Below are 24,364 nucleotides of genomic sequence, written 5' to 3'. Positions count from 1 at the left end.
AGGGTGTCGCGGCAAGGAAATCAAACGGTTTAACGCAGCGCCGAAGAGCAGATGGGCGCGTTGATGTAGACGTCGCCCACGCGGCGCTCGCCCCGCTCGTTGCGCGTCATATAGCGGAACATCATGCTGATGCCCAGCTTGGTCAGGATTTCCACATCCCGGTTGGCGCAGATATTGCGCTGCAGGGGCGCGGCATAGCTGAGCTCGAAGCTGGCGAGGTCCAGCATGGGGCCTCGATACTTGGTCAGCTCAAGCTGGAAGAGGATGTGTTTGCCCGGTACCGACTGGCAGCGGCGCAGGCGCGTCTCGCCATCGATTTCGATGGGCAGCGCATCGTTGAGTTGTCGGCAGGCCCGCGACAGTATGTTGTCCGGCCGCGCGGTGTTGCGCAGCAATTCCGGTACGCCCGCTGCGCCGGTGTTCTGGCCAGTGGCCGCGCCCTTGAGCATTTGCGCCAGCGCATCGGCTTCGTCCACCACGACGGGTGCGGAGGCGGCGGCCCTGACTGGCGGCGTTGCCGCGCGCGCTTGCTGCGCCCACGGCAAACCGGCCGCGCCGGCGGCCAGGGTAAGTAAGACAGAAAGCAGTGTGTATCTTGTTCTCATGCAGGAAAACGTTGCCGGAAGCCGTTTCGGTGGCCGGGCTTCCGCGGTGCGTCGGGCTGCGCGATCGTCCGCCCGGGGCGTCCGACAGGCTGGCATTGTACCCTTGGCGTTACTGCGGTTGAAAGCCACGCACTCCTCCGATCCGCGGCGAAGCGAGGCCCGTTGCCGCCGGCATGTCCCGGCACCGTCGGGCCTGTCATCACAGTTGCGCGCGTCCAGGCGGATGCGCGCCTGCATCATCGCCGCGCGGCGTGTCGGGTGCGCGGCTTGTTACGCTATGCAACAATTACGCTTCTTACCGCTCCCGCGCCGCTCGCGTCGCTGACGCATTGGCGCAGGTGGCCATTCCGGCCGCCCCGTTGTTCCTCAGGATGTTTCGATGACTCGCTCCGCCCGCGCCCCACAGTCCGCGCGTTTCCCGCTTTGGCTCCTGGTATGCGCTTCGCTCACTGCGCTGGCGCCCCTTTCGATTGATATGTACCTGCCGAGCTTCCCTGCGCTGGCCGGCGATCTTGGGGTCGATATCGGGCGTGTGCAACTCACGCTGGGAACCTTTCTGGTGGGACTGGCGGTGGGGCAGGCCTTCTATGGCCCGATCAGCGACCGCTTTGGCCGCAAGCCGCCGCTGTACATTGGCCTGCTGTCCTATGCGCTCGCAGCGGCCGGATGCGCGCTCGCGCGCGACGTCGAGGCGCTGATGCTGTGGCGCTTCTTGCAGGCCCTGGGCGGCTGTGCGGGCATGGTAATGGCCCGTGCCGTGATCCGCGACCGGCTGGAGGCGCACGAATCCGCGCGCGCCTTCTCCTCGCTGATGCTGGTGATGGGCCTGGCGCCGATCCTGGCACCCATCATTGGCGGGGCCGTGCTCGCGGCCTTCGGCTGGCGCGCCATCTTCTGGCTGCTTTGCGCCAGCAGCCTGTTGATCTTGTGGGTGGTCCACCGGTACATGGAAGAATCGCTCGACACCGTCAATGCCATGCCACTGCGCCTTGGCCGCGTACTCGCCAACTACGGCGAGCTGCTGCGAGACCGGGGCTTCGTCGGCTATTCGCTGTCTGCCGGCTGTGCGCAAGCCGGGATGTTCGCCTATATTGCGGGGTCGCCGTTCGTGCTGATCGAGTTGCATGGCATCGATCCCTCTTATTACGGCTTCGTATTCGGTGCCAACGCGTTGGGCTTGATTGGCATGTCGCAACTTAACGCGCGCCTGGTGCGCAACCGCACGCTTGACCACGTGCTGGGGGGCGCCCTGGTTGCGCCGTGCGCGGCAGGCCTGGCATTGGCCGCCGCGGTGCTGGCCGGACTGGCGCCGTTGCCGGTGTTGCTGGCCGGATTCTTTGTGTTTATCGCCAGCCTTGGATGCATCCTGCCGAACGCGTCGGCCCTGGCCATGGCCGAGCAGGGCCAGCGGGCCGGCACAGCGTCCGCGTTGATGGGGACGCTGCAATTCGGGCTGGGCACCCTGGCCGGCGCCGGGGTCAGCTTCTGGCGCGACGGCAGTGCATTGCCGCTGGCGGTAGTCATGGGTATTTGCGGTACCGGTGCGGTACTGATGCGCGTCTTCGGCCGTTCAGGCAAACCGGCGCACGGCGCCGGCTGACTGCTGCCGCCGTAGCGTAGCGGGGCGGCCTGGTTCCACGCTTCCGGCGCCTCCTTTCTCGGCACGGTTACGTGGCCGCGCTGTTTTGCAGCACCACCAGCTGGGCTGGCATCGGCGCGGAGAATCCGGCCTCGCCGAAGCTCTCGCGGATCACGCGGTTGGTGTCGAAATACACCTGCCAGTAATGATCGGTATGGCAGTATGGACGCACGGCAAGGACGGGGCCGACCAGGTTGAATTCGAGAATCTCCACGTCCGGCGGCGGTTCAGTCAGCACGTTGGGCAGTGCGGCCATGCGTTCCTTGAGCAGCGCGGCGGCGGCGATGTGGTCGGTACTGCCGGCCAGCTGCGCCTTGAGTTCAACGCGGCGGTAGGCGTTGGCGCTGAAGTTCTGGATGGTGTCCGCGAAAATCTTGTTGTTGCCGACCACGGTCAGGACATTGTCGGGCGTATCCAGCGTGGTGCAGAACAAGCCGATCTCCCTGACCGTGCCGGTGATTCCACCCACCGTGACGAAATCGCCGACCTTGAATGGCCTCAGCACCACGAGGAAAGCCCCCGCGGCAAAGTTGGACATCAAGCCCGACCAGGCCATGCCGATGGCAACGCCGGCCGCGGCGATCAGCGCGGCGAAGGTGGTGGTCTGGATGCCGAAATAGCCCAGGATGCCGATCACCAGCACGACATTGAGCGTGACCGTGACGATGGACCCGACGTAACGCAGCAAGGTCGGATCGACCTTCTGCTTGGCCAGCGCCCCCTGCACCAGCCGCACCACGAAATGAATCAGCGACCGGCCGATCACCCAGAAGGCGAGGGCAGCAAGTATCTTGATCCCGAATTCGGTCGCATAGGCAATCACTACGTCCTGAAGCTTCTGCAGCGTTGTAGCATCCATCGCGGTTCTCCCTTGCTGGCTCGGCAGGTACACGGGCAACGAACATCGTGCAGCGGATTCCCGGGCGCATCGGGGGCAAGACACGAGTGCGGGCAACGCATTATTGCTACGCCGCGTGCGGAAGTTCAAGCACAAAATGGCCGCCACGAGCGCAGCGCGCCACTGGCCGCCAACGGCCGGGGATCCGCGGCAGCGGATGGCGCGGGGGGGCAAGCCCCCTGCGCGCCGCGGCTTACCAGTTGGTTTCGCGCTCCGGCGTGGCGGAGATGCGATGCAACGACAGGTCCGCGCCGTTGTATTCCGATTCGGCATCGAGCCGGATGCCGACCAGCTTCTTCAATGTGCCGTAGACCACGGTGCCGCCCACCAGGGCGATGACGATGCCAAGCAGCGTGCCGATCGTCTGCGCGCCCAGGGAGACGCCGCCGATGCCGCCCAGCGCCTGGCTGCCAAAGATACCGGCGGCAATGCCGCCCCAGGCACCGCACAGCCCATGCAACGGCCAGACGCCCAGCACGTCGTCGATATGCCATTTGTTCTGGGCCAGCGTAAACAGGTAAACAAACAGCGCGCCGGCGATGGCCCCGGTCACCAGCGCACCCAACGGATGCATCAGGTCCGAGCCCGCGCAGACCGCCACTAGGCCGGCAAGCGGGCCGTTGTAGGCAAAGCCGGGGTCGTTGCGGCCCGCCGCCCAGGCGGCCAGGGTACCGCCCGCCATGGCCATCAGCGAATTGATGGCGACCAGCCCGCTGATCTTGTCGACGGTCTGCGCGCTCATGACATTGAAGCCGAACCACCCCACCGCCAGCACCCAGGCGCCCAACGCCAGGAAGGGGATATTGGAGGGCGGGTGGGCGCTGATGCGGCCGTCCTTCTGGTAGCGTCCGCGGCGCGCGCCCAGCAGCAGGATTGCCGGCAGCGCGATCCAGCCGCCCATGGCGTGAACCACGACAGAGCCGGCGAAGTCGTGGAAGGGCACGCCCGCGACGGAGGTGATCCAGTCTTGCACGCCGAACCGGTTGTTCCAGGCGATGCCTTCGAAGAAGGGATACACCAGGCCAACCAGGACGAAGGTTGCCACCAGTTGCGGATTGAAACGCGAGCGCTCGGCAATCCCGCCGGAAATGATGGCGGGAATGGCGGCCGCAAAAGTTGCCAGGAAAAAGAACTTCACCAGTTCATAGCCGCTTCGTTGCGCCAGTTCATGGGCGCTGGTAAAGAATTCGACCCCATACGCCACGGTGTAGCCGATGAAGAAATAGGCGATGGTGGAAATGGCGAAATCCACCAATATCTTGACCAGGGCGTTGACCTGGTTCTTCTTGCGCACCGTGCCTAACTCAAGAAACGCAAAGCCCGCGTGCATAGCGAGCACCATGATCGCCCCCAGCAGGATGAACAGGGCGTCGGTGCCGCTTTTCCAATTGTCCATACATTCCTCGTGCTCAAAATGGGAGCACTGGTATGCAAAAAGCATTCCAGTGTGGGGCATCCTGGCGGGGAATCTGCACCGTGTTGGGTGCTTTTGCACCGGATTGTCGCGCCTGCGGGGGCTGCCCCGTTGATAGCAGCGAGGGCGATCGCCTTGCAGTCCCTGTGGGGACAGGCAAAAGCCTGCGCCAAAATGATGCACCGCATTGATTTGGGGCGTAGCCCTCTCACACCCATGCACCATAATGGGAGATTGCACCGCTCTTGCCCAGAATCGGGGCATGCCGCCGCCTGTGATCCGCGCATCGCACCGGCGGTGGTAGCGAGCGGACGAAGCAAAGCCGCATCGCGCCACAAGGGATGCGCGTCGCCCGTACGCGCGTTCGAATTCTGCCTAGCCTCAACGGGCGCATTTGAAAGGGCGGAAAAGGGGGGTAAATTCCCCGCAAAGGCGCTTGACTCAAGGATTTGCGGCTTTTTTCGTTGCATTGGTGCCACTGGGGATTGCCCAATGCGTAAAGCGCGGATTAGACTGCGCCGATCGGTAATTTGCCGCGTGGCAGACACTCCGATCAAGACGACCAACAAGGGAAATCAGCCATGAATAAAGGTGAACTGGTATCTGCCATCGCCGCGGACGCCGAATTGAGCAATGCAGCGGCAGAGCGCGCACTGAATGCGGCTCTGGACAATATTAAGAAGGCGGTTGCCAAGGGTGATTCGGTAACGCTGGTGGGTTTCGGCAGCTTCAGCTCCGGCAAGCGCGCCGCGCGTACCGGCCGCAATCCGCGTACCGGCGAGACCATCAAGATTCCGGCCGCAAAGACGGTCAAGTTCTCTGCCGGCCAAGGGTTCAAGGACGCTGTGAACAAGAAGAAGTAAGCAGTCCGCGCCTTGAGCGCTGATAAGAAGGCGGCCCGAAAGGCCGCTTTTTTGTTGGCGCCGGGGTGCGCCGGGACGTGCTCCGCCACAAGGCAAGGGGCCCGTTCCGGGTTAAACTGCCGATCGTCGGCACCAGCCTTTCGACCCGCTTCGCGGGTCCGCCCGGCCGCTTCCAGATTCCGGATTTCATCATGAACGACCTGTCCCACCAGCTTTCCATGACCGTGCTGATGACGCCGGACATGGCCAATTTCTCCGGCAATGTGCACGGCGGCACCATCCTCAAGTATCTCGACATGGTGGCTTATGCCTGTGCCAGCCGCTACGCGGGGCGCTATGTCGTGACCTTGTCGGTCGATCAGGTCGTATTTCGCCAGCCCATCCACGTGGGAGAACTGGTGACCTTCCTGGCAGCAGTCAATTTCACCGGGCGCAGCTCCATGGAGATCGGCATCAAGGTCATCACCGAGAACATTCGCAGCAAGCTGGTGCGCCATACCAATAGCTGCTATTTCACCATGGTGGCGGTGGACGATAATGGCGCCCCGGCCGAGGTGCCGGCGCTGGTGCCGCGTGACGAAGTCGAGCGCCAGCGCTTTGCCGCGGCCCAGCTGCGCCGCCAGCTTCGCCAGGAAATGGAAAAACGGCACGACGAAATCACGGGCAAGGTGTCCTGAGGTGGAAGGGGCACGCATGCATACCAGCCTGATGCGCCTGCTAGCGGCGCTGGCGCTGCTGGCGCCGGCCGCGCATGCCGAGGAGATCGGCAGCGTGAGCACCAATTTCCGCATGACCGGCTCCGACAAGGTGGTGATCGAGGCTTATGACGATCCGATGGTGCAGGGCGTGACGTGCTATGTCTCGCGTGCCCGCACCGGCGGCATCAAGGGATCGCTGGGCATGGCCGAAGATCCGCCCGAAAGCTCGATCGCCTGCCGCCAGGTCGGGCCGATCACGTTCAAGGGCCCGCTGCGCCAGCAGGACAACGTATTTTCCGAACGCATGTCGATCCTGTTCAAGACCTTGCACGTGGTGCGCACGGTCGACCGCAAGCGCAATACCCTGGTCTACCTGACCTACTCGGACCGCATCGTTTCCGGCAGCCCGCAGAACAGCGTGACCGCGGTGCCGGTGGCGGCGGAAACGCCGATTCCGGTCAAATAGTCGGCAACCAAGAATCCCATCCGGAGAACACAGCATGAGTCAGCAAGGCAAGGTAGCGCTGGTCACGGGCGCCGCCCGCGGCATCGGCAAGGCGGTGGCGCAGGCGCTGCTGGTGGCGGGCTACCGGGTGGTGTTCGCCGGACGTACCGCCGAACCGCTCCAGGCGCTGGCCGCGCAAGCCCGGGCCGATGGCCATACGGCGCTGGCGGTGCGGTGCGATGTGAGCGATCCGGCTTCGGTGGATCAACTGTTCGCGCAGGTCCGCGAACAGTTCGGCCGGCTCGACGTGCTGTTCAACAATGCCGGCATCAATGCGCCGGCGGTCTCGATCGACGAACTGTCGGTGGAGCAATGGAAGGCGGTGCTGGACACCAACCTGACCGGCGTCTTCCTGTGCTCGCGCGCCGCCTTCGCGCTGATGAAGTCGCAGAGCCCGCGCGGCGGCCGCATTATCAACAACGGCTCCATCTCGGCGCATGCGCCGCGCCCCAATACGGTCCCGTACACGGCCACCAAGCACGCCATCACCGGGCTGACCAGGAGCCTCTCGCTGGATGGCCGCGCCTTCGATATCGCTTGCGGGCAGATCGACATCGGCAACGCGGCCACCGACATGGCTTCGCGCATGGCGCGCGGCGTGCCCCAGGCCAATGGCGAGATCGCGCCCGAGCCGCTGATGGACGTGGCGCACGTAGCGAGTTCGGTGCTCCATATGGCCAACCTGCCGCTCGATGCGAATGTGCAGTTCATGACTGTGATGGCCACCAAGATGCCCTTCGTCGGCCGCGGCTGAACATCGCCCCGGCCGCCTTGCCCGCCTGCCGCGGGCAAGGCGGCTTGCTAGTTGGCAAGCGGCGCCAGCGCCTCGCTTTCGGCCCGGCAGTCGCCGGTGGGCTTCAGGCCCTTGGCGCGGACGTCGGCAAGCTCCGACCTGGCAGCCGCCAGATCCGCAAGGAAAGCGGGGTCGGCATGCAGCCGCGCCACGGTGGCTGCGCCCATGATGCGGCCCTGCATCGCATCGCTTTGCCAATGCACATTGCAGACCAGCCGGCTCTGCCCATAGGCCAGCCCGCGCGCCAGGATCGCATTCGACTGTTGGGGCGCGATTTCCGCCAGGATCAGTGCCCATGCCCAGCCAACGGCGTTATGCCCCGACGGGTAGGAGCCGTCCTTGGAAAGCATGGGCTCTTCGGCGGACGTGCAAGTCGGCTGATGGTTCACCCTGAAGGGCCGGGCGCGCGCATATTTGTCTTTTACGCCGTAGGTGGATAGTCCCGCATCGGCCAGGGTCCGGCGCAGCAGCAGGTAGAGCCTGGGCGTCTGCTCCTGCGATACCGGTGCGTCCAGGGCGCAGGAGAAGACATCGGCGGCCTGCGGGAATTTCAGGTTGGCGTCCTGGACCGCCAGCCGCCAGCGCGCCGTACCGCGCAGGGGCAGGTTGGCACGCGCGATCTCGTCGTCCAGCGCCTGGGCGGCTGAGCCGGGGGCGGGCGGTGGCGGTACGAGTGCCAGGCTGTCGGGCCGTGCCTGCGCCGGCAGGTAGCCGGCAAGAATCCCGGGCCGGATCTCCGGCACCGGGGCCGCGGCACTACCTTGCCCCTGGCTGGCGCATCCGGCTGCGATCAACGCGCCGGACAGGACGGACAAAGTCGCGATCCGGTTGATGAATGGCGAAAAATGCCTGGATGAATGGCTTGTCTGCATCTGATAGGTGTTTCCCTGTTATTCCCGTCGGACCGGCGTGGCACCGGCAAGCCTGGCCGACGTGCCCCCTTTCACGGCGACCGGGTTGCTATGCGTGCCTGGCTAAAGCCCGGCCTCAGGCCGCCGCGTCGAACATCTTGCGCAGAGTCGATTTCAGGATCTTGCCATTGGCATTGCGTGGCAGCATGTCGGGGCAGAAGACGATCCGCACCGGTACCTTGAAGGCTGCCAGCCGCTCGCCCACGAACGCCTGCAGCTCGGCCTCCGTCGCTTGCGCACCCGGCTTGAGGCTGACCACCGCCGCCGGTTCTTCGCCCAGCGTGCGGTGGGCGATGCCCACCAGCGCCGCGTCCATCACCGCCGGGTGATCGTACAGCGCGCTCTCGACCTCGATGCAATAGATGTTCTCGCCGCCGCGGATCAGCATGTCCTTCATGCGGTCGACGATATAGACGAACCCTTCCTCGTCCAGCCGCGCAATGTCGCCGGTCTTGAGCCAGCCGTCGATGAACGTCTGCGCGGTGGCTTCCGGCTTGTTCCAGTAACCGCGCACCACATTGGCGCCTCGCACCATCAGTTCGCCGGTTTCGCCGGTGGGCAAGCTGCGGCCGCGTCCATCCACCACCTTCATCTCGCCGATGGGCAGTGCCGGCCCGCCGCTTTCCGGGCGCGCTACATATTCCTCGGCGCTGTGGCTGGTGAAGGTGGCCGAGGTCTCGGTCATGCCCCAGCCGATGCCGGGCGCCGAGTGCGGGAACACCTCGGTGATGCGGCGCACCAGTTCGGCCGACGCGGGTGCGCCGCCGTAATTGACGTTTTCCAGCGAGGACAAGTCGAAGCGCTCGCGCTCCGGATGCTCGATGATCTGCCACGCGATGGTGGGGACACCGCCAGCCGCCGTGCAGCGCTCGCGTTCGATCAGTCCCATGGCGCGCACCACGTCCCAGCGGCGCATCAGTACGATCTTGGTGCCGCTGGCCAGCGCGCCGTTTAGCACCGCCATGCAGCCGGTGACGTGGAAGAAGGGCACCGACAGCAGCATGCCTTTCTGCGGTGCGGCAGGGTCAGGGGCCGGGATGGCTTCGCCGCGGCGCAGGCAATTGCGCATCGGGCTGAACGCGGCGGCCACCGCCACGTTTGTGGCATTGCGGTGGGTGCCAAGCGCGCCCTTGGGCTTGCCGGTGGTGCCCGAGGTGTAGAAGATGGTGGCGTCGTCGTCGGCGTGGAGCGGGATGTCCGGCACAGGCAACCCGGGCAGCGCGGCCCATTGCGCGGGCGTGCCGATCAGGCCTTCCAGCGCCGCGATGCGCGCGTCGGCCTGTGGCGCGGTGGCGCGGCTGACGTAGATCTTTTGCAGCGCGGGGCAGCCCGGCAGATGCTCCAGGATGCGGCCCAGGCGCTCGTCATCCACGATGGCGATCTTGCTGCCGGAGTCGGCCAGGCCGTATTCCAGTTCGGCGCCGGTCCACCAGGCATTGAGCGGCGTGACGATGGCGCCGGCCAGCAAGGCGCCGTAGAAGACCGCCGGCCATTCCGGCAGGTTGCGCATGGCCAGCGCAACGCGATCGCCCTTGCGCACGCCGTCGCGGATCAGCGCATGCGCGATGGTCAGCGCGGCACGGCCGAACGCGTCATAGGACACGCGTTCGTCTTCATAGACGACGAAGGTCTTGTCACCCAGCGCGCGGGCTTGCAGGAAAAGGTCGCGCAGCGTGGCCGGCGCGTTTTTCCAGACGGTGGTGGAGATGCCCCGGATCACGCGCGTTTCGGTTTCGAAAGGGGCGCCGGGAGCGGTAAGGCGGGCGTGCGCTTCGGCCAGGCTGATGGCCGGCCAGGACTTAGCGGTTTGCGGGTTGTTCGACATCGATGCCTCCCTGACTGCATGGCAGGATGGGCAGCGCTCTGGCGTGCCGGCGAGGCACGCGTGCCCGCGCGCATCGCCCACCCGGAGAGCCGGGCGGCAATGGGTGCGGGCACGGTGCGCCCCGGCTCAGGCCTCAAGCTTCAGGCTTGGAGCGAGCCCGTAAAGGGAACAACGGGTGCGGCGTGGCTCAGATCGTGACGCCGCCGTCCACCACCATGGCCTGGCCGGTCATGAAGGTGCTGGCAGCCGAGGCCAGGAACACCGCGGCGCCGGCAATTTCCACCGGTTCGCCGATGCGGCGCAGCGGCGCGCCCTGCGTCGACAGCTTGTAGCGCTCCGGATCTTCCCACAGCGCCTTGGCAAAATCGGTACGGATCAGGCCCGGTGCGATGCAGTTCACGCGCACGTTGTGCGGACCGAACTCCACCGCGAGGTTGCGCGCCAGCTGGAAGTCGGCCGCCTTCGAAACGTTGTACACGCCGATGGTGGGCGAGCCGCGCAGGCCGCCGATGGACGACACGATGATGATCGAGCCGTCCTTGCGCTCGATCATCTGCGGCGCGACCATCTGAATCAGCCAGTGGTTGGAGATGACGTTGTTGTCCAGCACCTTGCGGAACTGTTCGTCGGTGACCCCGCTCATCGGGCCGTAGTAGGGATTGGAGGCGGCGTTGCAGACCAGCACGTCGATCTTGCCGAACGTGCTGTTGGTTGTGTCGACCAGGTGCTGGAGATCTTCCTTGGAGGAGATATTGGCCGGTACGGCGATGGCGGTGCCGGCACCATGCCTGGCATTGATGGCATCGACGACTTCCTGGCAGGCCTCGGCCTTGCGCGAGGAAATCACCACTTTGGCCCCTTGTACCGCCATCTGCTCCGCGATGGCACGGCCAATGCCGCGTGAAGAGCCGGTGACGACGGCAACCTTGCCGGTCAGGTCGAACAATGACATGCGTGTCTCCTGGTGTCCTGGTCCTCGCGGGGCGGGACCAGATGTTCTGTAAAGGGCGCTATCGAAACTTCCTATTGGCAGCATCGCCGGATGCGTGTTCTGCACAGCGGATCATGCGGCGGTGCCGTGCGGCCAGGCCGCTGATCGCGCGTCCGGCAATCCTACCGCCCGGTACATTATGGTTGGGCGCTATCGCGCAGTCCACACACAAATCCGCGCCTGGCCCGGCTTATCAGCGTTTTTTCTTTTGGCAATGAGCGCGGTGCATAACGTGCGTGCGATGCGCGCGCAAGGGTATGCTTGCAGCGTGCCCGGCGTGCAACGCGTCGCCCGGCCATACCAATCATTCAGGACAAGGCAAGCGCCACATGCTCTGGCAAATCAGGAATACCGAGGTCTACCTGCTCGGGGCGATCCACGTGCTGGATGCGCCGTTATCGGCCCTGGAGCGAGCCGCTGAGCAAGCCTGGCACGCGTCGGCCCGCATCGTCTTCGAGGTAGCGCTGGACCGGCAACCGGATTTCGGCGCGGCGTATTTCCCGGACGGCGATGGACTCAGCCAGCATCTGCCGCCTGCCACGTTCGAACAGGTGCGGGCGCTATGGCTGGACTTCGGGCTGCCCGGTGCGGAACTGGAACACCTGCGTCCCGTGTTTGCTGCAATGCACCTGCAGTTCGCGCTGGCCGCGCGGCACGGCATCCTGGCGCAGCATGGCGTCGATCGTTTCCTGTGGACGCGCGCCACGGCGGAAGGACGGGCGACGGATGCGCTGGAAGACGGTACCGAAGCGCTGCGCATGCTGCAGGGCGTGCCGCTTGATGAGCAGATGTCGATGCTGGCCTTCTTCGCCGAGCAACCCGAACTCGCCGCCGCGGAGCCGGCCGACATGGTGCGATGGTGGCGGCAGGGGCAAGCCGAACCGTTCGCCAGGCTGCTTGCGCAGCGCCGGGCACAGTGGCCGTGCTCGCTGGCGGTCCTGGTCGACGCGCGCAACCGGCAATGGATGCCGAAGATCCGGTCGCTGATCGCGGACCGCGTGCCGACCCTGATCGTGGCGGGCGCGCTGCATATGGTCGGGGACGCGGGCCTGCCGGCGCTGCTTGAGGCGGCAGGCTTCGAGGTACGCTCTGAATCTGGCTGAAGCCGGCTGAAGCGCGCCTAGCTTGATCGCCGCGCTGCGATCAACGCGGGCAGCATCCGCGTTAGTTGATCCCGGTCGGCAGGATCCAGCGCGAGGCCGAAGCTGTCCGCCAGCGCTTCGATGATTGCCGCCGGGGTTTCCAGGCGCTGGCGTTGCGCGCTGCCATCGCCAGCGCGTACGGTAAGGTCGTCGTTGACCAGCGTCAGCCGGCTGCCGCCCTGCGAGCGCGCCATGGTCAGTGCGTTGCGGAACAGGCTGTCGGGATGGGTTGAGGTGTACCAGTTGCGCGGTTCGAAATCGATCGCCTGCTGCGGCGAAAGATCGAATCGGTAGAGCTTGAGCCAGCCATTTGCGCCGCCGACTTCCAGGTCGTAGAGATGAAACGCGGCGCCTGGCGTATCCACCGCTGCCAGGCGGTAAGGGAATGCTGCATCGGCTCGCTCCGTCTGCGGCAGCGGCATCGCGCGATACGGGTTGGGGCCGCCGAAGCCCACGTCCACGATATAGCTGTGATGTGCCGCTTCCACGCGCAGCAGCATATGCGATTGCATGGTGGGCACATCGTCAGGGACATTCCACCGCACCCGCGCGGCGAGCGCTGTAACGCCATAGCCAAGCGTTCGCAGCACGGCGGCAAGCAAGGTGTTCTGCTCGAAACAGTAGCCGCCGCGCGCCTGCGTGACCAGCTTGTCGAAGACTGCGTCCAGGCCAATGCGGATCGGGCGCCCGAGCAGCACGTCGACATTTTCAAACGGAATATGCTCCAGGTGCGCGGCAATCAGGCTGTCGAGCGCCGCAAGGTCCGGCTGGCCGGGCTGCGGATGGCCGATGCGCTCGAGATAAGCGTGCAGGCGGATGTCGTCTAGCGTAGTCATGTGGTCATGTCGATGTTTGCCTTGCGCTAGCCGCGCAGGCTGAAGTGTCGGGAAGTCATGGCGGGCTCATTCCAGCGCCAGCAGCGCCGGCAGGTCGAGCAGCTCGATGTCCGCGTAATGCAGGCGCAGGAGCCCTCGCGTTTCGAGCTCGCGCAGAGCCTGGTTGACCGTCTGGCGAGACAACCCGAGCATCTGGCCAAGCTGTTCCTGCGGGATGTGTACGGAGCGGCGCTCCAGTCCGGGCTGGTTGCCGTAAGCCTGCGCCATGGCCACCAGCCGGCGCGCGGTGCGCGCGAGCGGGGGCAGCAATTGCGTTTCTTCCACGTAATGGAACGCCTCCCGGGTCTTGGCTGCGAGCAGCTTGCCAAATTCGCGCCACCATTCGGGATGCGCGGACAGCATCGCATAGAGCCTGTCGCGCTGCAGGTGCAGCACGGTGGCCGCGCTGGTGGCGTGGGCATCGTGCGTGCGGGCCAGTCCGTCGAACAGGCAGATCTCGCCAAACCAGTTGCCCGGTTCCAGCAGGCCGAGCAGGGCCGCCTTGCCCGACTCGCTGTGGGTGTCGATCTGCACCGTGCCGGCCACCACGGCGTAGATGCCATCAAAGGCGTCGCCACGGGCAAACAGCAACTGGCCGGCCGCGAGCTTGCGGCTGACGGCGTCCCGCAGCAGGGTGTCCTGCAGAGCCGCCGGCAAGGTGCCGAACCAGCTGCCGCCACGCAGGACGCGCAGCGGATCCGGGGACGGCTCCTGCCGTTCGCGGGGCGCCAAGCGCATGATGATCTCCTTTTATCGGCGCCATGCCGGATTGTCAGAAACCGGACAGACGGGCTTTTCCCTGCCTATTACTATACGGCCACAACAGGCGGCCACCATAAAGCAGCCGCGATAACGATGCCCTGGCAGGAGGAGCCCCGTGAAGACCCTGATCGACCACTTGGCCAACTACGCAGCCTATCACCGCAACGCGCGCAACGTGTTCACCCATTTCATCGGCATTCCCATGATTGTGCTGGCCGTGACCACGCTGCTGGCCCGCCCGGCCATGACGCTCGGCGAAGGCCCGGCGTACCTGACCCCGGCCATGGTGGTGTACGGGTTGTCCTGCCTGTTCTACCTGCGCCTGTCGGCGGGTTTCGGGCTGGCGATGACACTGATCCTGGCCGGTTTCGTGTACCTCGGCGACGCGATCGCGGCGCTATCCACCGGCGTGTGGCTGGCCTGGGGCGTCGGCCTGTTCGTGGCGGGCTGGCTGATCCAGTTTGTCGGCCACTATTACGAAGGCCGCAAGCCGGCGTTTGTGGACGATCTGGCCGGACTGCTGATCGGGCCGCTGTTCCTGGTGGCGGAAGCCGCCTTTGCCGCAGGCCTGGCGCGGGAGACACGCGAGGCCGTCATCGCCCACGCGCAATGACAGGATCCCCCTGCGCGCCGCACTCCAGCAACCAGCCGCGTAGCTGCAGGACCTTGTCGTCGGGTGCCAGGCCGCGCCGGTGAGCGAAGTAATAGGCCTTGCGATTGTCGATGCCGGCCGGCAGCGCGGTGAATGGCACCACCAGCCGGCCCTGCGCCAGTTCCTCGGTGATCAGGATGCGTGGGATCAGGGCTACGCCGACGCCGGCCGCCGCCGCCTGCGCCAGCATGGTGTAGAGGTCGTAGCGCGGGCCGCGCAAGGCTTGCGCCGGCTGCGCCGCGCCCGCGGCGGCAAGCCAGTCGCTCCAGGCGCGCAAGCGCGTGTTCAGGTGGAGCAGCGGAAGGTCAAGCAGTTGATCCAGGCCCAGTTGCTTGCGGCGTCCCAGCAGGGACGGACTGCACACCGGGACCGAAGGGCCTTCTTCCAGGATGCGCTCGCCTTCGGTCCCCGGCCACAATCCCTCGCCGTAATAGATCGCCGCGTCGAAAGCGGTATCGCTAAGCTCGAATGCCTCGGTGCGCGCCGACAGGTGCAGCGTCAGGTCAGGCAGGGCGCGGGCGAGCAGCGGCAGGCGCGGGATCAGCCACTGGCTGGCAAAGGTGGGCCCGATCGCCAGCTCGATGGCGCGCCCGCGCGGACGCTGGGCCATCACATCCAGCGTGACCTGCTCGATCTGGTCGAGCCGCTCCCGCACTTCCTCGGCATAGGTCCCGCCCGCTGGCGTCAGCACGATGCGCTTGCGGATGCGGTGGAAAAGCGGCACGCCCAGCCGCGCTTCCAGGCCGGCGATCTRACGGCATACCGCGCTTTCCGTTACCGCCAGTTCGTCCGCGGCGCGGGTAAAACTGCCAAGCCGTGCCGCGGCCTCGAACATCTGCAGCGCCGTGAGACTGGGAATGCCTTTGCGCATAATGCGTTTTTGGAAGGAAGTTGGTGCGAAGTTATCAATTGTACGAAGTCTGCCGCGGTCGCACAATAAGACCCGCCCGGGGGCCGTCGGCTCCCGCTATCCCCTGAAAACAAACGAATTCCAGCGCATTGACCATGACGAAGCCGAATCTGCAACGCCTCCTCGAGACCGTTTGTGGCGAGACACAAGCAGCACAGTTGCTGCAATTGATGAATGTTTCGCCGCAACTGCTGTCTTCCAGCAGCCAACAAGCCAGCCGTGCCGAAGTAGCGCAGGCGCTCAATATGGTGCTGTTCGCTGGCATCCTCGAACGCGTGCCGACGGGCATGGCCTATACGCGCGACGTCATCGAGGCGGGCGGCCAGGTAGTGTTCGACCACGGCGCGCTGCGCACGGTCAAGTGGGAATGCGGCGACCTGCCTGCGGGCGAGATCGCCTTCACCCGCATCCTCGCACCGCTGGGCTACCGCCTCAACGGCACCTATCCGCTCGATCGCATCGGCATGACGGGCCGCTCCTACGCGCATGCCGACCTGCCGGACGACATCGCGCAGTACTTCCTGAGCGAACTGCACCCCGAGCGTTTCAGCGCGGCATTCCAGGCCGCGGTATCGCGCGTGGTGTCGGCGTCCGCCGACCCCCTCGATGACGATGCCGTGGCGCAGCTGGCCGTGCTGGAGCGCGATGCCAGCCTGCCGATGGCCGACGCGGCTCGGCTGGTGCCCAAGCTGGCCGCCTGCTTCGACCGTCATCATGCCGAGCCGGCGCTGGCCGACTATGAATTGCTGCTGAAGGAATCGGCCGAGATGGCCTGGATTTCCACCGAGGGCAATGCGTTCAACCATGCCACCGACCGCGTGGCGGACGTGCGCGCCGTGGCCGACGCGCAACGCGGCCTGGGTCGTCCGATCAAGGATACGGTGGAAGTGTCGCGCTCCGGGCGGGTCTTGCAGACGGCGTTCAAGGCGGACCCGGTGGAGCGCCGGTTTGTCGGTGCCGACGGCACCGTGGTAAAGCGCACCGTGCCGGGCTCGTTCTATGAGTTCATCACGCGCGATTTCGTGCCCGCCTCGGAAGCCGCGGGCGGCACGCTGGACCTGTCCTTCGATGCCGGCAATGCCCAAGGCATCTTCAAGATGACGGCTGCCTGCTGACAGGCAAGGGCGGGCCTGTCATGCCTGGCCCGCCGGCAGCCGCAGGCGGGCCAGCAGCCCGCCCAGGTCGCTGCCGCCTAGCGCCAGTCCTCCCTCGTAAAGGGCTGCCATCTCGCTGACGATGGCCAGCCCCAGTCCGCTGCCGGCAGCGGACTCATCCAGGCGCCCGAAGCGGGCCGTAGCCAGTTCGCGCGCTTCGGGCGGCATGCCCGGACCATCGTCTTCCACCACGATTTCGAGCATGCCTGCCTGCTCCGCGAGCCTGACGCGAACGCGCGAGCGGGCCCACTGGCAGGCATTGTCGAGCAGGTTGCCGAGGATCTCGATCAGGTCCTGGCGGTCGCCGGCAAAGTGCCCGCTGCCTTCCACTTCGATGACGATCTCGCGCCCGCTGTGCAGGCGCGTAAGCGCGCGCGCCAGCTCGGCCGCCGCCGGACCGGCCTCGATACGGGCACCGCGAGCACCGGCCGCACCGGCCGCGCGTGCGCGCGCCAGGTGGCGATCCACCTGCCGGCGCATCGCTTCGACCTGCGCGGCGGCGGCGCGGGCCGCCTCGCCGGGCAACCGCCCGGCTTCGTTGGCAAGGATGGCAAGCGGTGTCTTGACCGCATGGGCGAGATCGGCGGCCTGGCGCCTGGAGCGCTCCAGCGCATCGGCGTTGCGCGCCAGCAAGGTATTGATTTCATTGACCAGCGGCACCACTTCGGTCGGCCACGTCCCCCCTAGCCGGGTCTCGCGGCGTGCCTGTAGCGCGGCCAGCGCCCTGCGCAACCGCGCCAGCGGCGCCAGGCCGAATTTCACCTGGGCCGCCACCGCCAGCAGCAGTCCGGCGCCGAGCGCCGTCAGCGACCAGCCCAGCAACCGGTTGAAGGCCTGGCGCGCGGCGCGCAGCTCGGTGCGGTCCAGTGCGACCGAGAGCGTCACCGGCGTGTCCGCCGACGCCAGCACGATCGGGCGCGATACCACCAGCAACGATTGCCCGTTGGGCCCGGGCCGGATTTCCGCGTGACTGCCCGCCACCTGGTTGCCCACCGTGGCAGGCATCTCGGCATCCCAGAGCGAGCGCGAGCGCAACGTGGCACCCTTTGCCTGCGCCTGCCAGTAGGCGCCGGAATAGGGCAGTTCGTAGCGCGGATCGGCCGGCGCGCGCGTCAGCGCGAGCTTGCCGTCGGGACTCCAGTCGAGCGCGGCGGCCAGGCTGGTGAGCTGGTTGTCGAGCTGGCGCACATAGGTCTCGTTGACATGGCGCGCGAACAGCGTGGAGAGCAGCCAGCCGGTGCCGCCAAGCGCGGCGGCCAGCCAGATAGCCGCGACCGCGAGCAGCCGGATGGCTAAGGAGTGGCGCATGGATCAGGCGGTGGGCGGGCGCAGCCGGTAACCCTGGCCGCGCACCGTCTCGATCACGTCGACGCCGAGCTTGCGCCGCAGCCGGCCGACGAACACTTCGATCGTATTGCTGTCGCGATCGAAATCCTGCGCGTAGATGTGCTCGGTCAGCACCGCTTTGCTGATGATCGCGCCCGGGTGGTGCATCAGGTAATCGAGCACCTTGAACTCATGCGCGGTCAGCACCACGGCGGCGCCATCGACCGTCACCACGCCCGTGCGTGCGTTCAGGCGCACCGGTCCGCAGGCGAGTTCGGGCGCGGCCATGCCGTGGGCGCGCCGGATCAGGGCGCGGATGCGCGCCAGCAACTCTTCCATGCGGAAGGGCTTGGCGAGATAGTCGTCGGCCCCGGCATCGATGCCTTCCACCTTGTCGGTCCAGCTATCGCGCGCGGTCAGGATCAGCACCGGCAGGTTCACCTGCGCCGCGCGCCAGCGGCGCAACACGGATAGCCCGTCAAGGCTGGGCAGGCCAAGATCGAGCACCACGGCATCGTAGGGCTCTTCGGCGCCCAGGTGCCAGCCATCGATGCCGTCGGCCGCCGTATCGACCGCGTAGCCCGCGTCGACCAGGCTCGCATGGATCTGCGCGGCCAGCGTGGGTTCGTCTTCTACCAGGAGGATGCGCATGGGGATCAGGATTTCTTGCGGGCCTGCTCAAGGCCGTGTCCCTTGGCCTTGAGCAGCGTGGCGGTCTTGGCGTCGTATTCCAGCTTGGCCACCGAGCCGCCCGGCAGCAGCAGCTTGACCTCGTATTGCCAGACGCCGTCGTCGCGGTCGAGCTTGACGCCGATCACATCGCCCGCGTATTGGGCCGATACCGCTTCCAGGATGCGCGTGAGCGGCAGGATTTCGCCGGACTGCACGGCCGCCCGGGCGCGGTCGGCATCCTTGTCGGCATGGGCTGGCGGCGCGGCCGCCAGCAGCAAAGCCAGGGCCGCCGCCAGCGGCAGCAGCGCACGCGCCGCGCGCGGCGGCCAGGTGGGCGAGGAGGCAGTGCGCGCAGGACGCGCGCCGCGGAATGGAAGCAATGGTGTAAGGAAGCGGGGCAATACGGGAGCGGGCAAGCCTTGGTCGATCGGAGCAGTGTGCCGGGGCCTGCCTGAACGGAAGCTGAACGGCGTGCTCAGCCTCGGTTCAGGCTGGGGTTACCACAATGGACGCCGTTCATCGTCACGCTCACCGCTAAACAGGAGTCAGGCCATGCAAAGCGTCCGCATCCCCAATGATAGTCCTTCCGGCATCGACCACCGCGCCACGCGCGATGGTCTCGCGCTGGCCGCGGCCGTGCTGGTCGTCCTCGCGGGCGTTGTCGCGCTGTTCTGGGCGCAGGCCGATGCCCGGGCTGTGCTGCACGAATGGAAGCACATGGACAGCGGCCTGTCGATGATCGTGCTTGGCGCGCTGGTGCTCGGACCACTGCTGGCTTTCGGGCTGGACGACTGAGCGCGCACCCTTGGGATTCCCTGGATTTCCGGCGGGTTTTCCATGTATGGACAACGTTCGTTCCCTGGTCCTACACTCGACCCACAATAAAAACGCACGACCGTTCGCATTTATTGGCTCCGAGCATGATGGACCATGCACGCCGGGCATGACCGCGAAGTGCGATTCCACAGGGTCAATCCACCAAGGAGACATGGCATGGAATCAAAGAACGTCCCGCTGGTTGCCGAGCTGTTGCGCGATGCGCCGAAAAACTGGGGCAAATGGGGCCCGGACGACGAGGTCGGTTCGCTGAACTATCTCACCCAGGCGGAGGTGTTGCGCGGCGTGGCCTCCGTGCGCTCCGGCAAGACCTTCACCCTGCAGATCCAGATGGGCAATCCCGCCGGCGACCCCGTCTGGCCGGGGCGCTCGCAGGCGCGCCGCCTGAACGTGATGGACAAGGGCCATTACCTTTGCGGCAAAGGTCCGAAGTTTCCGGGCGAAGGCGAGTACGCTGACGACATGATGATCATGTACCTGCAGGGCTCGACCCAGTACGATGCCCTGGGCCATGTCTGGTACGGCGACCAGCTGTGGAGCGGCTACGATGCCAGGTCCACCATCGGCGGGCTGGACAAGGCCAGCGTCCTGCCGATCGCGGAGCGTGGCGTGGTAGGGCGGGGCGTGCTGATCGACATGGCGCGGCATCGCGGCAAGGATGTGCTCGACCCTGGCGAAACCTTCACCCACCACGACCTGCTGGCCGCCGCCGAAATGCAGGGCGCGCGCATCGAGAAGCGCGACATCCTGGTGATCCGCACCGGCTGGATCGGCTCTTTCTACAAGCGCGACCAGGCCGAGTTCTACCGCAATTTCGTCGAGCCGGGCCTGACCTATAGCCCGGAGCTGGTCGAGTGGTTCCATCGCATGGAAATCCCCAACCTCGTCACGGACACCATCGCCAACGAGGTAACCGTGGACCCGGTATCGGGCGTGACCCTGCCGCTGCACAACGCCCTGATGCGCAACCTGGGCGTCACGCTGACCGAGATCGCCCAGCTCGATCCGCTGGCGACGGATTGCGCCGAAGACAAGCAGTGGGCCTTCCTCTATACGGCTGCACCGCTCAAGGTCGTAAACGGGAGCGGCGCACCGGTCAACCCGGTGGTGATCAAGTAAGGCCCGGCGGCCTGCCAGGCGGCGGTGCCCAACGGGCATCCCACGCCGGGCGGCCGTCAGTTCCGTTCCGGCCAAGCGCTATCCTGACACTACCCGCCGCGCATATCGAGGTGCCTCATGACGCCCTATGAAGAAAAGCCCTGGCTTTCCAGCTACAACGCCGGCCAGCCGCACATCATTACCCCGCAATTTACCGATGCGCTGACCATTTTCCGGGCTGCCGCAAGCCGCGCGCCGGCAAGCCCGGCGATTCACTATTTCGATGCCACGCTCACTTATGGCGAGCTCGATTCGCTTTCCGACGCGCTGGCAGTAGCGCTGTCATCGCGCGGCTGCACGCGTGGCGAGCGTATCGCGCTGTACTTGCAGAACGTACCGCAGTTCGTTATCGGCCTGGTCGCCGCGTGGAAACTCGGCGCCATCGCGGTGCCGGTCAACCCCATGAACCGCGCGCGTGAACTGCGTTTGGTGCTGGCGGACTCCGGCGCCAAAGTACTGATTTGCCACGAATCCCTCTACGCGGACGTGGTCAAGGGCCTGTTCGAAGCGGAGCGCGGCGGCCAGGCCGATGCCGGCATGCCCCTTGCGCTGCCGGCGGTGATCACCACCTCCGAACTCGATTTCCAGACGCGCAACGATTCCCGCCTGTTTGCCGCATCCAGGCGCCAGCCCGCCGAAGGCGTGCCCGACATGCTGGCGCTGGTGCAGACGCATCACGGCCAGCGTCCGGCGCCGCTCACGCCGGCGGCCAGCGATATCGCGATGCTGGTGTACACATCCGGCACCACCGGGGTGCCCAAGGGCGCGATGAACACGCACGGCAATGTCGCTTTCAATGCGCAGGTGTACCGCGACTGGATCGGCTTGCGCGAAGGCGGTCCGATCCTGGGCGTGGCGCCGCTCTTTCATATCACCGGCCTGGTGGGCCACATCGCCGCGGCTTTCATCTGCGCCGCGCCGCTGGTGCTGGCCTGCCGCTTCGAGCCGGGCGTGATTCTGGAAGCCATCCGCGACCGGCGGGTGGCGTTCACGATCGGCTCGATCACGGTGTTCATCGCGCTGATGAACCATCCCGATGCCACCCGCGCGCATTTCGCCACGCTGGACAAGATCTATTCGGGCGGCGCACCGATCCCACCGAGCGTGGTGGCGCAGTTCCGCGGCAAGTTTGGGCACTATATCCACAACGGCTACGGCCTGACCGAGACCAATTCGCCCACCCATGTGGTGCCGCTGGGCCGGGAGGCACCGGTGGACCCCGCGTCCGGCACGCTGGCGATCGGCTTGCCCGCCTTCAACGTCGATTCCTTTATCGGCGACGACGCGGGCGAACCGGTACCCGTGGGCGAAGTCGGCGAGATCATCTCGCGCGGGCCGATGATCGTGCCGGGGTACTGGAACAAGCCGGAAGAGACGGCCAAGGCCATGGCCGGCGGCTATTTTCACACTGGCGACGTCGGTTTCATGGATGCGCAAGGCTGGTTCTACCTGGTCGACCGCAAGAAGGACATGATCGTTGCCGGCGGCTACAAGGTCTGGCCGCGCGAGGTGGAGGATGTTCTGTACACCCATCCCGCGGTGCGCGAGGCGGCCGTGGTGGGCATGCCAGACGCCTATCGCGGCGAGACGGTGAAGGCCGTCGTCAGCCTCAAGCCGCAGGCGAGCGTCACGCCGGAAGCACTGCAGGCCTGGTGCAAGGAGCGCATGGCGGCCTATAAATACCCGCGCGTGGTGGAAATCATCGACGAGTTGCCGAAGATGGTGACCGGCAAGATCCTGCGGCGCGAGCTGCGCGGTTGAGGCCGGAGCGCGCGTGGCAAAAAAGATAAAAACACGCGTTTAGCCCTTGTATATAGGGTCCGGCGACCTATCCACTGCTGCGTCCGCGCGACAGAACGGCAGGCCGCAAGAGACAAAACCTCAAAAAACCCCGGGGAAAACCCCGGTTTTTGCGTTGGCATGTGCGAAAACCCCTTGACGACCCGTAGTTTCCGCTATGATTCAGTCGATGCCGCACGCCGATAGTCGATCGACGAAGCGTCGAGCGACATCGGATGCCACATCCCGTGCGACATCATTCTGTTCAACTCATCTTTATAGATATGGCGACCAAAGCGAATCCGACCGCGAAGACTGCAACCAAGACCGCTGCCAAGAAGGCACCGGCAACCAAAGCTGCACCTGTAAAGGCTGCTGCCAAGAAGGCCGCGCCGGCCAAGAAGGCTGCTCCCGCAGCTGCCGCGGTAACCCCGCGTCCGCTGAAGGAAACCTTCAACAAGTCGAGCCTGGTCGCTCATCTGGTAGCACAGACCCAGTTGGAGGCCAAAGCCGTGAAGACGGTGCTGGCTCATCTGGAAAACACCATCGTCAGCGCGCTGCACAAGAAGGGCGCAGGCGAGTTCACGCTGCCCGGCCTGATGAAGGTTACGGCCCAGCAAGTGCCCGCCAAGAAGAAGCGCTTCGGCAAGGACCCGTTCTCCGGTGAAGAGCGTTGGTTCCCGGCCAAGCCSGCCAGCGTCAAGGTCAAGGTGCGCCCGCTGAAGAAGCTGAAGGACGCAGCAGCTGCCTGATCGGGGCCTGTTTCCAGCTTGAAAAGGAGCCGCTAGCCGGCTCCTTTTTTGTATCTGGCGTTTGCACTGCGGGCATGCCGTGTGCATTCGCAGGTGCGCCGCGGCGCCTCAGCCGGCAGTGAATGAAGCCGGTGCAATACTCCGGGAGATCGTCATGCCAAGCATCCAGTACCGCCTGTGGCGGCTAGCCCTGCGCCTGGTCCGGCGCAAACACCGTTTTTCCAGTGCGCAGGCGCTGCACGAAGAGATTCGCCGCCGCCGCAAGATCGGCCGGGCGGATCCCTCGCCGCGCTTGCTGGCGCGCCATGAAATCAGCATGGAACTGGTTGCCGGCGTGGGGGTCTACACCGTGCGCCCGCGGGGCGCCGACAGCGGCCGCCAGATTCTCTACCTGCACGGCGGCGGCTACGTATTCGATATCGTCAGCCAGCACTGGGACTTCATCGGCAAGCTGGTGGATGCCCTTGGCGCGACGGTGATCGTGCCGATCTATCCGCTGGCGCCGGAACATACCTACCGCGACGTGTTTGCCGGGATGCTGCCGCTCTACGACCAGATCGTGCAGCGCCAGCCGCCCGCCAGCCTGACCGTGATGGGCGATTCGGCCGGCGGCGGCATGGCGCTCGCGCTGGCGCAGATCGCGCGCGATTCCGGGCGCGCGCTGCCCGGCAGGCTGGTGCTGATGTCACCGTTCGTGGACGCGACAGGGAGCAACCCGGGCATCGATGCGCTCGAACCGCTGGACCCGATGCTGTCCAAGCCAGGCGGCATCGAGTGCGGCCGGGTCTATGCCGGCGGTGATCCCGTCACGCTGCCGCAGGTCAGCCCCATCTACGGCAGCCTGCGTGACCTGCCGCCGGTGACGCTGTTCATCGGCACCCATGACGTGTTGCTGCCCGACTGCCGCGCCTTCCGCCTGCTCGCGCAGGAACAGGGATTGCCGCTGCGGTACTACGAATACGAGGGCATGTTCCACGTGTGGATGCTGTTGCCGATGCCGGAAGCCGACGCAGCGTTCGCGCAGATCGTAGCCGCCGTGCAGGCCGACGACAGCGCACAGCGGCACCCGCCGGGCCTGGCCCCGCTCTGCGCGGAAGCGGAAACCGCGGACCACGCAGGGCAACGGTAGCGCCCGGGGTGCAACCCGGCGGGAGCGCAGGCCGCGAGGAACGGCGATAATCGCGGGGTTGCCGGCCAACTGCC

General features: G+C 66.0%; 25 protein-coding genes. 13 read left to right on the top strand and 12 right to left on the bottom strand.

Annotated features, from left to right (window positions below; genetic code table 11):
- Positions 1–29: 29 nt before the first annotated feature.
- Positions 30–605, bottom strand: a complete 576-nt coding sequence (locus AC1DN0_RS28845) for a hypothetical protein (protein ID WP_035861368.1) — start codon at positions 603–605, stop codon at positions 30–32.
- A 379-nt stretch (positions 606–984) separates the two neighbouring features.
- Between AC1DN0_RS28845 and AC1DN0_RS28840 the strand changes: the two genes are divergently transcribed.
- Positions 985–2,205, top strand: coding sequence for a Bcr/CflA family multidrug efflux MFS transporter (locus tag AC1DN0_RS28840; protein ID WP_441627751.1), 1,221 nt, complete (start codon positions 985–987; stop codon positions 2,203–2,205).
- Between the two features lie 67 nt (positions 2,206–2,272).
- Here AC1DN0_RS28840 and AC1DN0_RS28835 read toward each other — a convergent pair whose 3' ends face one another.
- Positions 2,273–3,103, bottom strand: a complete 831-nt coding sequence (locus AC1DN0_RS28835) for a mechanosensitive ion channel family protein (RefSeq protein ID WP_441627749.1) — start codon at positions 3,101–3,103, stop codon at positions 2,273–2,275.
- A gap of 232 nt (positions 3,104–3,335) precedes the next feature.
- Entirely contained in the window at positions 3,336–4,538 is a 1,203-nt protein-coding gene (locus tag AC1DN0_RS28830; RefSeq protein ID WP_045239764.1) for an ammonium transporter, read from the bottom strand.
- A 599-nt stretch (positions 4,539–5,137) separates the two neighbouring features.
- Here AC1DN0_RS28830 and AC1DN0_RS28825 point away from each other — a divergent pair.
- The 4 genes from AC1DN0_RS28825 to AC1DN0_RS28810 all read left to right on the top strand — a co-directional run bounded on the left by AC1DN0_RS28825 (position 5,138) and on the right by AC1DN0_RS28810 (position 7,376).
- Positions 5,138–5,419 carry an HU family DNA-binding protein gene (locus AC1DN0_RS28825; RefSeq protein WP_017226623.1) on the top strand — a complete coding sequence of 94 codons (282 nt, stop codon included), beginning with the start codon at positions 5,138–5,140 and terminating at the stop codon, positions 5,417–5,419.
- Positions 5,420–5,610: 191 nt separating this feature from the next.
- Positions 5,611–6,096 carry an acyl-CoA thioesterase gene (locus AC1DN0_RS28820; RefSeq protein ID WP_035861498.1) on the top strand — a complete coding sequence of 162 codons (486 nt, stop codon included), beginning with the start codon at positions 5,611–5,613 and terminating at the stop codon, positions 6,094–6,096.
- Between the two features lie 16 nt (positions 6,097–6,112).
- Entirely contained in the window at positions 6,113–6,583 is a 471-nt protein-coding gene (locus tag AC1DN0_RS28815) for a CreA family protein (protein WP_156177204.1), read from the top strand.
- A 34-nt stretch (positions 6,584–6,617) separates the two neighbouring features.
- Positions 6,618–7,376, top strand: coding sequence for an SDR family oxidoreductase (locus AC1DN0_RS28810; protein ID WP_441627745.1), 759 nt, complete (start codon positions 6,618–6,620; stop codon positions 7,374–7,376).
- Between the two features lie 47 nt (positions 7,377–7,423).
- On the opposite strand, the gene AC1DN0_RS28805 is transcribed toward AC1DN0_RS28810, so the two are convergent.
- The 3 genes from AC1DN0_RS28805 to AC1DN0_RS28795 all read right to left on the bottom strand — a co-directional run bounded on the left by AC1DN0_RS28805 (position 7,424) and on the right by AC1DN0_RS28795 (position 11,103).
- Positions 7,424–8,230, bottom strand: a complete 807-nt coding sequence (locus AC1DN0_RS28805; protein ID WP_441627743.1) for an acid phosphatase — start codon at positions 8,228–8,230, stop codon at positions 7,424–7,426.
- A 172-nt stretch (positions 8,231–8,402) separates the two neighbouring features.
- Positions 8,403–10,151: a class I adenylate-forming enzyme family protein gene (locus AC1DN0_RS28800; protein ID WP_441627741.1), complete on the bottom strand. Its 1,749-nt coding sequence runs from the start codon at positions 10,149–10,151 to the stop codon at positions 8,403–8,405.
- 187 nt (positions 10,152–10,338) lie between these two features.
- Entirely contained in the window at positions 10,339–11,103 is a 765-nt protein-coding gene (locus AC1DN0_RS28795) for an SDR family oxidoreductase (protein WP_035861350.1), read from the bottom strand.
- 368 nt (positions 11,104–11,471) lie between these two features.
- On the opposite strand from AC1DN0_RS28795, the gene AC1DN0_RS28790 reads away from it, so the two are divergent.
- Positions 11,472–12,245, top strand: coding sequence for a TraB/GumN family protein (locus AC1DN0_RS28790; protein WP_441627739.1), 774 nt, complete (start codon positions 11,472–11,474; stop codon positions 12,243–12,245).
- A gap of 17 nt (positions 12,246–12,262) precedes the next feature.
- Here AC1DN0_RS28790 and AC1DN0_RS28785 read toward each other — a convergent pair whose 3' ends face one another.
- Positions 12,263–13,120, bottom strand: coding sequence for an arylamine N-acetyltransferase family protein (locus AC1DN0_RS28785; RefSeq protein ID WP_477102082.1), 858 nt, complete (start codon positions 13,118–13,120; stop codon positions 12,263–12,265).
- 66 nt (positions 13,121–13,186) lie between these two features.
- Complete coding sequence (locus tag AC1DN0_RS28780) at positions 13,187–13,897, bottom strand: Crp/Fnr family transcriptional regulator (protein WP_441627735.1); 711 nt, start codon at positions 13,895–13,897, stop codon at positions 13,187–13,189.
- 139 nt (positions 13,898–14,036) lie between these two features.
- Between AC1DN0_RS28780 and AC1DN0_RS28775 the strand changes: the two genes are divergently transcribed.
- Positions 14,037–14,534, top strand: coding sequence for an Mpo1 family 2-hydroxy fatty acid dioxygenase (locus tag AC1DN0_RS28775; protein ID WP_441627733.1), 498 nt, complete (start codon positions 14,037–14,039; stop codon positions 14,532–14,534).
- Here AC1DN0_RS28775 and AC1DN0_RS28770 read toward each other — a convergent pair.
- Positions 14,515–15,444: a LysR substrate-binding domain-containing protein gene (locus AC1DN0_RS28770; RefSeq protein ID WP_477146191.1), complete on the bottom strand. Its 930-nt coding sequence runs from the start codon at positions 15,442–15,444 to the stop codon at positions 14,515–14,517. The two genes, AC1DN0_RS28775 and AC1DN0_RS28770, sit on opposite strands and share 20 nt — an antisense overlap.
- Positions 15,445–15,578: 134 nt before the next feature.
- Between AC1DN0_RS28770 and AC1DN0_RS28765 the strand changes: the two genes are divergently transcribed.
- Positions 15,579–16,598: a DUF1338 domain-containing protein gene (locus AC1DN0_RS28765; RefSeq protein WP_441627729.1), complete on the top strand. Its 1,020-nt coding sequence runs from the start codon at positions 15,579–15,581 to the stop codon at positions 16,596–16,598.
- An 18-nt stretch (positions 16,599–16,616) separates the two neighbouring features.
- Here AC1DN0_RS28765 and AC1DN0_RS28760 read toward each other — a convergent pair whose 3' ends face one another.
- From AC1DN0_RS28760 to AC1DN0_RS28750, 3 genes are read right to left on the bottom strand one after another with little or no spacing between them, the layout of a single operon-like run.
- Positions 16,617–17,945 (bottom strand): sensor histidine kinase, encoded by a 1,329-nt coding sequence (locus AC1DN0_RS28760; protein WP_477111211.1) that lies wholly within the window; start codon positions 17,943–17,945, stop codon positions 16,617–16,619.
- Positions 17,946–17,948: 3 nt separating this feature from the next.
- Positions 17,949–18,614 (bottom strand): response regulator transcription factor, encoded by a 666-nt coding sequence (locus tag AC1DN0_RS28755; protein ID WP_441637713.1) that lies wholly within the window; start codon positions 18,612–18,614, stop codon positions 17,949–17,951.
- 5 nt (positions 18,615–18,619) lie between these two features.
- A complete protein-coding gene (locus tag AC1DN0_RS28750) occupies positions 18,620–19,015 on the bottom strand; it encodes a PepSY domain-containing protein (RefSeq protein WP_447430857.1) in 396 nt (131 codons plus the stop codon).
- Between the two features lie 172 nt (positions 19,016–19,187).
- Here AC1DN0_RS28750 and AC1DN0_RS28745 point away from each other — a divergent pair, with 172 nt between their 5' ends.
- From AC1DN0_RS28745 to AC1DN0_RS28725, 5 genes are all read left to right on the top strand, one after another.
- Positions 19,188–19,430 (top strand): hypothetical protein, encoded by a 243-nt coding sequence (locus tag AC1DN0_RS28745; protein WP_441636707.1) that lies wholly within the window; start codon positions 19,188–19,190, stop codon positions 19,428–19,430.
- A 198-nt stretch (positions 19,431–19,628) separates the two neighbouring features.
- Positions 19,629–20,591 (top strand): cyclase family protein, encoded by a 963-nt coding sequence (locus AC1DN0_RS28740; protein WP_441636709.1) that lies wholly within the window; start codon positions 19,629–19,631, stop codon positions 20,589–20,591.
- Between the two features lie 117 nt (positions 20,592–20,708).
- Positions 20,709–22,391: a class I adenylate-forming enzyme family protein gene (locus tag AC1DN0_RS28735; RefSeq protein WP_441636711.1), complete on the top strand. Its 1,683-nt coding sequence runs from the start codon at positions 20,709–20,711 to the stop codon at positions 22,389–22,391.
- Between the two features lie 302 nt (positions 22,392–22,693).
- A complete protein-coding gene (locus tag AC1DN0_RS28730; RefSeq protein WP_035861317.1) occupies positions 22,694–23,161 on the top strand; it encodes an HU family DNA-binding protein in 468 nt (155 codons plus the stop codon).
- A 154-nt stretch (positions 23,162–23,315) separates the two neighbouring features.
- The gene (locus tag AC1DN0_RS28725) at positions 23,316–24,290 is read left to right on the top strand and encodes an alpha/beta hydrolase (protein WP_441636713.1); all 975 of its coding nucleotides are present in this window, start codon (positions 23,316–23,318) and stop codon (positions 24,288–24,290) included.
- The last annotated feature ends 74 nt before the right edge of the window (positions 24,291–24,364 follow it).

It is taken from the genome of Cupriavidus sp. 05N39 (assembly GCF_056397325.1).
This window is presented reverse-complemented; position numbering and strand designations above follow the sequence as displayed.

What these genes read in the sequence shown, in the direction of transcription:
- AC1DN0_RS28815 (WP_156177204.1), top strand. Translation starts at nt 6,113, where the DNA reads ATGCATACCAGCCTGATGCGCCTGCTAGCGGCGCTGGCGCTGCTGGCG.
- AC1DN0_RS28835 (WP_441627749.1), bottom strand. Translation starts at nt 3,103, where the DNA reads ATGGATGCTACAACGCTGCAGAAGCTTCAGGACGTAGTGATTGCCTAT.
- AC1DN0_RS28760 (WP_477111211.1), bottom strand. Translation starts at nt 17,945, where the DNA reads ATGCGCCACTCCTTAGCCATCCGGCTGCTCGCGGTCGCGGCTATCTGG.
- AC1DN0_RS28765 (WP_441627729.1), top strand. Translation starts at nt 15,579, where the DNA reads ATGACGAAGCCGAATCTGCAACGCCTCCTCGAGACCGTTTGTGGCGAG.
- AC1DN0_RS28790 (WP_441627739.1), top strand. Translation starts at nt 11,472, where the DNA reads ATGCTCTGGCAAATCAGGAATACCGAGGTCTACCTGCTCGGGGCGATC.
- AC1DN0_RS28745 (WP_441636707.1), top strand. Translation starts at nt 19,188, where the DNA reads ATGCAAAGCGTCCGCATCCCCAATGATAGTCCTTCCGGCATCGACCAC.
- AC1DN0_RS28825 (WP_017226623.1), top strand. Translation starts at nt 5,138, where the DNA reads ATGAATAAAGGTGAACTGGTATCTGCCATCGCCGCGGACGCCGAATTG.
- AC1DN0_RS28795 (WP_035861350.1), bottom strand. Translation starts at nt 11,103, where the DNA reads ATGTCATTGTTCGACCTGACCGGCAAGGTTGCCGTCGTCACCGGCTCT.
- AC1DN0_RS28810 (WP_441627745.1), top strand. Translation starts at nt 6,618, where the DNA reads ATGAGTCAGCAAGGCAAGGTAGCGCTGGTCACGGGCGCCGCCCGCGGC.
- AC1DN0_RS28725 (WP_441636713.1), top strand. Translation starts at nt 23,316, where the DNA reads ATGCCAAGCATCCAGTACCGCCTGTGGCGGCTAGCCCTGCGCCTGGTC.
- AC1DN0_RS28785 (WP_477102082.1), bottom strand. Translation starts at nt 13,120, where the DNA reads ATGACTACGCTAGACGACATCCGCCTGCACGCTTATCTCGAGCGCATC.
- AC1DN0_RS28800 (WP_441627741.1), bottom strand. Translation starts at nt 10,151, where the DNA reads ATGTCGAACAACCCGCAAACCGCTAAGTCCTGGCCGGCCATCAGCCTG.
- AC1DN0_RS28830 (WP_045239764.1), bottom strand. Translation starts at nt 4,538, where the DNA reads ATGGACAATTGGAAAAGCGGCACCGACGCCCTGTTCATCCTGCTGGGG.
- AC1DN0_RS28780 (WP_441627735.1), bottom strand. Translation starts at nt 13,897, where the DNA reads ATGCGCTTGGCGCCCCGCGAACGGCAGGAGCCGTCCCCGGATCCGCTG.
- AC1DN0_RS28820 (WP_035861498.1), top strand. Translation starts at nt 5,611, where the DNA reads ATGAACGACCTGTCCCACCAGCTTTCCATGACCGTGCTGATGACGCCG.
- AC1DN0_RS28735 (WP_441636711.1), top strand. Translation starts at nt 20,709, where the DNA reads ATGACGCCCTATGAAGAAAAGCCCTGGCTTTCCAGCTACAACGCCGGC.
- AC1DN0_RS28740 (WP_441636709.1), top strand. Translation starts at nt 19,629, where the DNA reads ATGGAATCAAAGAACGTCCCGCTGGTTGCCGAGCTGTTGCGCGATGCG.
- AC1DN0_RS28755 (WP_441637713.1), bottom strand. Translation starts at nt 18,614, where the DNA reads ATGCGCATCCTCCTGGTAGAAGACGAACCCACGCTGGCCGCGCAGATC.
- AC1DN0_RS28840 (WP_441627751.1), top strand. Translation starts at nt 985, where the DNA reads ATGACTCGCTCCGCCCGCGCCCCACAGTCCGCGCGTTTCCCGCTTTGG.
- AC1DN0_RS28845 (WP_035861368.1), bottom strand. Translation starts at nt 605, where the DNA reads ATGAGAACAAGATACACACTGCTTTCTGTCTTACTTACCCTGGCCGCC.